The following is a 6,883-nucleotide window of genomic DNA, read 5'->3' as shown; positions in this document are numbered from 1 at the left end:
TATTCGTCGCTGATCTACAAGGGGCTCGCCGTGATCGACCAGATCAAGAGCGACCTCGCCTCGACCCTGCTCCGCACCGGCCGCGAGTCATTGTCGGAAATCGTCGGCGCCGACGCCGCGACAATCACGGCCGAGCCCTGGCCTATTTAGTCCAGCTCTCTGTTCGCCATACCCCGCGAAAGCGGGGTATCCAGTACGCCGCGGCCCATCGGCTCAAGCACTGCTGCCTCTGGAATACTGGATCGCCCGGTCGAGCCGGGCGATGACGGCTGAGAGGCTGGATGCGTCCTCAGCCGTTACCGAACGAGGCCTTCAGCAGCGCCGGATAGCGCAGCGCCTGCAGGCCGCCGCGCGCGGCGTAGTGCACGAGCTGCGCGGCCCAGAGCCCGGCATTGCCGAACGCGCGCAGTGCGAGCCAGGCCACGAGAAAGGCGGCGAGGGATGCCAGCATCAGGTTGCGCATGTCGCGCGCCCAGGTCGCGCCGATATAGACCCCGTCGAAGGCAAAGGCGAACACCGAAAGCAGGGGCGAGACCACGACGAAAACCAGATAGGCGCGGGCGGCAAGGCGAACGCTTTCGCTCGTGGTCATGAGGTCGATCAGGCCGGGACCGAACAGCGCGAGGCTTGCCGCCACCACGAATGCGAACCCAAAGCCCCAGGCGACCACGAGCCGAGTCGCGCCGGTGAAGGCCTTGCGATCGCGCGCGCCCAGCGCCTGGCCGCACAGTTGCTCGGCGGCATTGGCAAGGCCGTCGAGGAAGAAGGCGCTGGCGAGGAGAAAATTGTTCAGGACCGCGTTGGCGGCGAGCGTCACGTCGCCGGCGCGGGCGCCTTGCGCGACGAAGAACAAGAATGCCGCGATCAGCGCGGCAGTGCGGATCATGATGTCGCGGTTGACTGCGAGCATGCGCATCAGCGCGTCGCGATCCAGCATCGCCGCGCGTGCAATGGCCAGCGAGCCACCTGCAAGGCGCGTCGCGATCACCAGTCCGATGGCAAGTCCGCACGCTTCGGCAACGACGGTCGCGGCCGCCGCGCCGGCGATCCCGGTGCCCAGTTCGAGGACCAGCACGATGGTCGCGACCATGTTGACGAGGTTGATCGCGACCTGCACGAGCAGCGCGAGGCGGGCGCGCGCCTGTCCGATCAACCAGCCGAGAACAGCGTAGTTCGCGAGCGCGAGCGGTGCCGACCAGATGCGAATGGCAAAATAGGCTTTCGCAGCGTTTGTGACAGCATCGCTGCCGCCCATCAGGCGGAAGGTGATGGCCGAGAGCGGCATCTGCAGCGCGATCAGGCCACAGCCGATCATGACCGCAAGGGCGAGCCCGCGCACCAGATGGACGCGCAGCTCCCGCGTATCGCCTGCGCCGATCGCCTGAGCGGTGAAGGCCAGCGTGCTCATGCGCAGGAATCCGAACAGCCAGAACAGGCAGTCGAAGATGAACGACGCCATCGCTACGCCGCCGAGCAGCGGCGCATCGCCCAGGCGTCCGATCGCGGTCGTCGAGACGATGCCGATCAGGGGCGTCGTCAAATTGGCGACCATCGCGGGTCCCGCGATGGCAAAAACCCGCGCCGTCGTGACCTCGGACAGTTTTAGCGGACGCAGCTCCACGTCGGGCCCGCCGCTAGAGATCGACGATCATGCCGTCATGTGCGGCTTCGTAGGGAAGTGTCGAAAGCCGTGTCAGCATGTCGTCGCTCATATGGGTCAGGACCAGCCGCTTCGCCCTGATGGCTGCAAGATGTGCTTCCAGCGCGGTCAGGCTCAGGTGATTTCTGACGATCTTGTCATAGCTATGGGCCTCGGCAATGAACAGATCTGCATCCCGCCCGAGCGAAATCAGCGAGTCCGTCCATTCGGTATCGGCGCTGTAGGCGATCACGCGTCCCTCGGCCGCGATCCTGTAGGCCAGAAAGGGGCCGCCGGACAAGCCATGCACGACGGAGAACGGCGTGACGTTCACCGCGCCAAAAGTCCTGTCCTGTCCGTCGGCCATCTCCACGAGTTGCAAATCGAACTTCTGCTTCGTTTTAGAGGAGTGTTCGAACAAGGCCTCCATGACCTGCGTCAGCCGCGTCGGGAGGCCAGCGGGCCCCGCGATGACGAGCGGGCGGCTGCGTCGCGAGAACTGCGCATCGAGCAGGAAGAAAGGCAACCCTGCGAAATGGTCGCCGTGGAAATGGGTGATCAGGATCAGCTCGATATCATCGCGGACGATGTCGAGCCGCTTCATGGCCGGCAGCGCGGAGGCGCCGCAATCGATCAGGAAATTGACCTCGCTGCCGGTGACCTGGAAACAGGTGTTGCCGCGTCCGCCCGAGCCGAAGGCGTCGCCGCAGCCGACGAACCGGAGGCGCATCGGCACTGGTCCTTCACCAGCGGCTGCGCGGCGAGCCGAACAGGCGCGACAACAGCCACACCGGAATGACGATGACAGCACCGAGCAGGAAATAGCGCCAGAGCCAGTTGACGGCGTCGAAGCCGAGATCCCACAGCCGGCGGAACAGCAGCTCGATGCTGCGGATGATGTTGTAGGGATCGAAGCCGATCGCTGCCAGCACGACGCCGACCAGGATGGAGAGCAGGACGAGCCGGAATGCCACCGACAGCGGCGAGCCGCCCAGAAAGCGGGTGAGCCCGTCAGGGGCTGCCGGCAATTCTCTGGTGTCGTTCGGCATCGTTGTCTCCAAATTGGTGATGGGCGCAGTCTACTACGGCGACAGCAAAATGGGGAACATCTCAGCCGCGGCCAGATGTTACCAGAATTTTATTTTCGTCGTCGTCTTTGAGCATTTTTTCCAGCGTCTCCAGCCGGTCGGCCTCGCGGGGCGGCTTGTCCCAGCGGAGCCGGCTGATGCGCGGAAAGCGCATCGCGATGCCCGATTTGTGGCGCGTGGAGCGCTGCAGTCCCTCGAAGGCGACTTCCAACACCAACCCCTGATCGGGCTCGTGAACGACGTGGCGCACGGGACCGAACTTCTCGGTGGTATGGCGGCGTACGAAACGGTCGATCTGCAACAGCTCCTCGTCGGTGAAGCCGAAATAGGCCTTGCCGACCGGGACGAGCTGCTCACCGTCTTCACGGTCGGTCCACACGCCGAACGTATAGTCCGAATAATAGGACGAGCGCTTGCCGTGGCCGCGCTGCGCATACATCAGCACGGCATCGATGATGTGCGGGTCGCGCTTCCATTTCCACCACTCGCCTTTCGGCCGGCCGGGCAGATAGAGCGCGCTGCGACGCTTCAGCATCACGCCTTCGACGGCGTCCGCATCCTCGCCGGCACCGGCCTCATGCGGATCGGCGCGCGCGGCTTTCAGGGCCTCCCAGCTGTCGAAGGCGATCGTCGGCGAGAGGTCGATGCGGGGATCGTCGAGACGCCTCACGAAATCTTCCAGACGCGCGCGGCGCGCGGCAAAGGGCAGGGGTCGCAAATCTTCGTCGCCGTCGCCGAGCAGGTCGTAGGCGCGTAGATGGATCGGATAGTCTTTTGCCAGTTTTGGCGAGACGGTCTTGCGGTTGAGCCGCTGCTGCAGCACGTTGAAACTCTGCACGCGGCCCTCGCGCATCACCAAGAGCTCGCCATCGAGCGCGCCGGGCAGATGCAGCGCTGGCAACAGATCCGGAAAGCTGCCCGTGATGTCCTCGCCGCTGCGCGAAAACAGCCGTGCCACGATGTGGCCGCGCGGGTCGCGCCCGCTCACCCCCTGCACGCGGATACCGTCCCATTTCCATTCTGCGATGTAGTCGGCAGGATTCATTGCTGCGAAATCCGTGTCCTCCAGCGCGTGCGCCAGCATCACGGGACGGAACGGCGCGGGGTCGCGATTGACCGGCTTGTCGGCCTTGCCTTCCAGCCAGGCGAACAGATCGGTGTAGGGCGGCACCAGGCCTGGCCAGAGCAGTTCGATCTCATGCGGGTCCTTCGCGCCGAGCGCGGCCGCGGCGGTCTTGGCAAGCCGCGCGGAAATGCCGATCCGCATCGCGCCGGTGACCAGTTTCAACAGCGCCCAGCGGCCGGTCTCGTCGAGCTCGTCGAGCCAGCGCGAAAGCTGCTTTGGCAGCTCGGACTTGCCAAGCGTGCGCAGCGTGGTGACGACCTCGCTCAGCGTCGGCGGCGGCGGATTGTTGTGGCCGTGAAGGAATTGAGTGCTGCTATCGGCTTTCTGCTCGGGATACCCCCCTCCCTGATCCTCCCCCAACGCAAGTCGGGCCTGGCCGACTTGCGCAGAATAATGATGCGCAACCGGGGTGGACCCCGGTTGCGTGGGGGAGGGGACTGAGAGACCCTGCGCGGGGATAGAAACAGGTGTTGCTTGAGCCGCGGCAGATGTGTCGCGATCTGCTCGCCCAGAATCTCGCTCAGCTCCCTCCCCCCTTGCGGGAGGGGGGTGGGCTACGGACCGAGTGTTGCCGGACGATGCAGTCTTCGGCCACATCAGCGCCACCGTTTCGGAGAGGTCGCCGACATAGTCGTAGGACAGCCCGAACAGCACGGGATCGGTACGTTCGGCAATGAGATCGCGGATCAGGCCGGGCTTGGCGTGCTTGAACGACAGCGCGCCGGTGAGCGCGGCCAGCGCATAGCCGCGATCGGGATCGCCGACCTCGCGGAAATAGGCTGACAGCAGCCGAAGTTTGTTGTTGCGGCCGGGCTCGTAGCCGAGGCGGTCGAGCAGTTCGGCAAAACGGTTCATGTCTGGCCGCCTTCCGTCGCCGGTGCGACATCCGTTTCCTCCTCCTCGTCGCCATAACCGACCAGGTCGAGCGGGCGCGCGGCAAGTCCCCTGGTCGTGCACCAGTGCACCAGCGCGTCCTCCTGACCATGTGTGACCCAGATTTCGCCGGCGCCGGTCGCCGCGATGGTCGCGGTCAAGCCGTCCCAGTCGGCATGGTCCGAGATGACCAGCGGCAGTTCGATGCCGCCCTGGCGGGCCCGCGCACGCACGCGCATCCAGCCCGAGGCAAAAGCGGTGACCGGATCAGGAAAGCGCCGGGTCCACACATCCGAGGTCGCCGACGGCGGCGCCAGTGCAATGGTGCCGGCGAGATCGGCCTTCTTCATGCCGCGCACAGGACGAAGCTCGCCGAGCGCGACGCCGCGCTCCTGATAGTAATTGGTGATCTTCTCCATCGCGCCGTGCAGGTAGATCGGCGCGTCATGGCCGGCCAGCCGCAGCAGCGCGATCACGCGCTGCGCCTTGCCAAGCGAATAGGCGCCGACCAGATGTGCGCGCTCGGGAAACAGCGCGACCGACATCAGCAGCTTCCTGATCTGCTCCATCGCATCGCCGTGCCTGAACACCGGCAGACCAAATGTGGCTTCCGTGATGAACACATCGCAAGGCACGAGCTCGAACGGTGCGCAGGTCGGGTCGGGCGCGTCCTTGTAGTCGCCGGAGGCGACAATGCAGGTGTCCTTGCAGGTCACCGCGATCTGTGCCGAGCCAAGCACGTGGCCCGCGGGGTGGAAGGCGACCGTGACATCGCCAAGCCGGATCTTTTCCCCATAGCGGATGGCCTGCGTGGTAACGGCAAAATTGTCGCCATAGCGCAGGCGCATCATGTCGAGCGTCTCCTGCGTCGCGAGGACCGCGCCGTGACCGGCGCGCGCATGGTCGGAATGGCCATGGGTGATGAGCGCCCGTTCGACCGGCCGGACCGGGTCGATATGGAAGCTACCGGGCTTGCAGCACAGGCCGGCCGGCGTGCGGACGAGAATGTCTTGCGGTCGCATCTGCCTCATATAGGTTCGGGGCCATCGCCAATCGAGTCTGTTTCAGAGCAGCCTTCACGATGCCCCCGCCCCTGTTCCTTTCCTCCGGTGACCTGATCGCCGACCGCCGTTTTGAGTTCGCGCGCGATCTGCAACTGAAAGGGGACCTCGCGGCGGCGGCCGATCTGTTGGACCAGACCGTGGAACTCGCACCGGATTTCGTCTCGGCCTGGTTCACCCTGGGTGAAATCCGCCTCGAACTCGGCGAGCATGACGCAGCGATCGCAGCGTTCCGCCGGGCTCGCGACGCCGATCGGCAAGACCGGCACGGCGCAAGCCTGCGCCTGATGCGGCTCGGCGCGGAAGCTTTGTCGGACATGCCGAAGGCTTATGTGCAGACGCTGTTCGACCAGTATGCGCCGCGGTTCGAAGCCGCGCTGCTCGATCATTTGAGCTATCGCGGGCCGGCGATCCTGTTCAAGGCCGTGCTCGCGGTGCGCGCAGCCGCAAAGCAGCCGGCGTTCTTCAAGCGCGCGATCGATCTCGGCTGCGGCACCGGGCTTGCGGCCGCTGCCTTCGCCAGGCAGGTCGATCGTTTCGTCGGCATCGACCTGTCACCGGGCATGATCGAGCAGGCGCGCGGCACCGGTCTTTATGCCGAGTTCGAAGTCGCCGACATGGTCGAGGGGCTGGCGGGCAGGCCGGAGACAAGTGCCGATCTGATCATTGCCGGCGATGCCATGGTCTATGTCTCCGACCTCGCGCCCGTGCTCGCGCAAGCAAGGCGCGTGCTGGCTTCAGGCGGGCTCGTCGCGTTCACGCTCGAGACGCATGAAGGCGATGGCGTGATCCTCGGCGCGGGGCTGCGCTATGCGCATGCGCCCAGCCATGTGCGCGATGTCGTTCAGGCGGCAGGCCTCTCGCTCGCCCATCTCGAAGCCGCATCGCCGCGCACGGAGGACAATGTCCCGGTCCCGGGTCTTGTCGTCGTAGCAAGCATGCCCTGATTACCGTCGTACGGAAATAGCGCTCTGCAGAGGAAGCGGCATTGCGCCGCGATGCCGGCTGTTCGCCTGTTGCCCGGCCGAGCGGATGCCAGCACAATGCTCGCATCTAGGGAGAAAACAACGATGACAAAACATCCGACCCGGCGCGA

6 protein-coding genes and 1 pseudogene are annotated in these 6,883 nt (G+C 65.3%); 2 read left to right on the top strand and 5 right to left on the bottom strand.

Annotation, left to right across the window (positions count from 1 at the left end):
* A pseudogene (locus JOZ76_RS04710) lies at positions 1-150 on the top strand (quinone-dependent dihydroorotate dehydrogenase); the annotation flags it as partial.
* 139 nt (positions 151-289) lie between these two features.
* Here JOZ76_RS04710 and JOZ76_RS04705 read toward each other — a convergent pair.
* The 5 genes from JOZ76_RS04705 to JOZ76_RS04685 all read right to left on the bottom strand — a co-directional run bounded on the left by JOZ76_RS04705 (position 290) and on the right by JOZ76_RS04685 (position 5,748).
* On the bottom strand, positions 290-1,552 hold the full coding sequence (locus JOZ76_RS04705) for an MATE family efflux transporter (protein ID WP_291697464.1): 1,263 nt from the start codon (positions 1,550-1,552) through the stop codon (positions 290-292).
* An 82-nt stretch (positions 1,553-1,634) separates the two neighbouring features.
* Positions 1,635-2,369, bottom strand: coding sequence for an MBL fold metallo-hydrolase (locus JOZ76_RS04700; protein ID WP_291697463.1), 735 nt, complete (start codon positions 2,367-2,369; stop codon positions 1,635-1,637).
* 13 nt (positions 2,370-2,382) lie between these two features.
* A complete protein-coding gene (locus JOZ76_RS04695) occupies positions 2,383-2,688 on the bottom strand; it encodes a DUF6460 domain-containing protein (RefSeq protein WP_291697462.1) in 306 nt (101 codons plus the stop codon).
* 61 nt (positions 2,689-2,749) lie between these two features.
* A complete protein-coding gene (locus JOZ76_RS04690; RefSeq protein ID WP_291697461.1) occupies positions 2,750-4,708 on the bottom strand; it encodes an ATP-dependent DNA ligase in 1,959 nt (652 codons plus the stop codon).
* On the bottom strand, positions 4,705-5,748 hold the full coding sequence (locus JOZ76_RS04685) for a ligase-associated DNA damage response exonuclease (protein WP_291697460.1): 1,044 nt from the start codon (positions 5,746-5,748) through the stop codon (positions 4,705-4,707). Before JOZ76_RS04685 ends, JOZ76_RS04690 begins: the two co-directional genes overlap by 4 nt.
* A 59-nt stretch (positions 5,749-5,807) precedes the next feature.
* Between JOZ76_RS04685 and JOZ76_RS04680 the strand changes: the two genes are divergently transcribed.
* The gene (locus JOZ76_RS04680; protein WP_291697459.1) at positions 5,808-6,734 is read left to right on the top strand and encodes a class I SAM-dependent DNA methyltransferase; all 927 of its coding nucleotides are present in this window, start codon (positions 5,808-5,810) and stop codon (positions 6,732-6,734) included.
* Positions 6,735-6,883 lie beyond the last annotated feature (149 nt).

Origin of the sequence: Bradyrhizobium sp. (assembly GCF_019244115.1) — a bacterium.
Lineage (GTDB): Bacteria > Pseudomonadota > Alphaproteobacteria > Rhizobiales > Xanthobacteraceae > Bradyrhizobium.
Note: the sequence above shows the minus strand (reverse complement) of the source record. Positions and strands in the feature narration are given on the sequence as shown.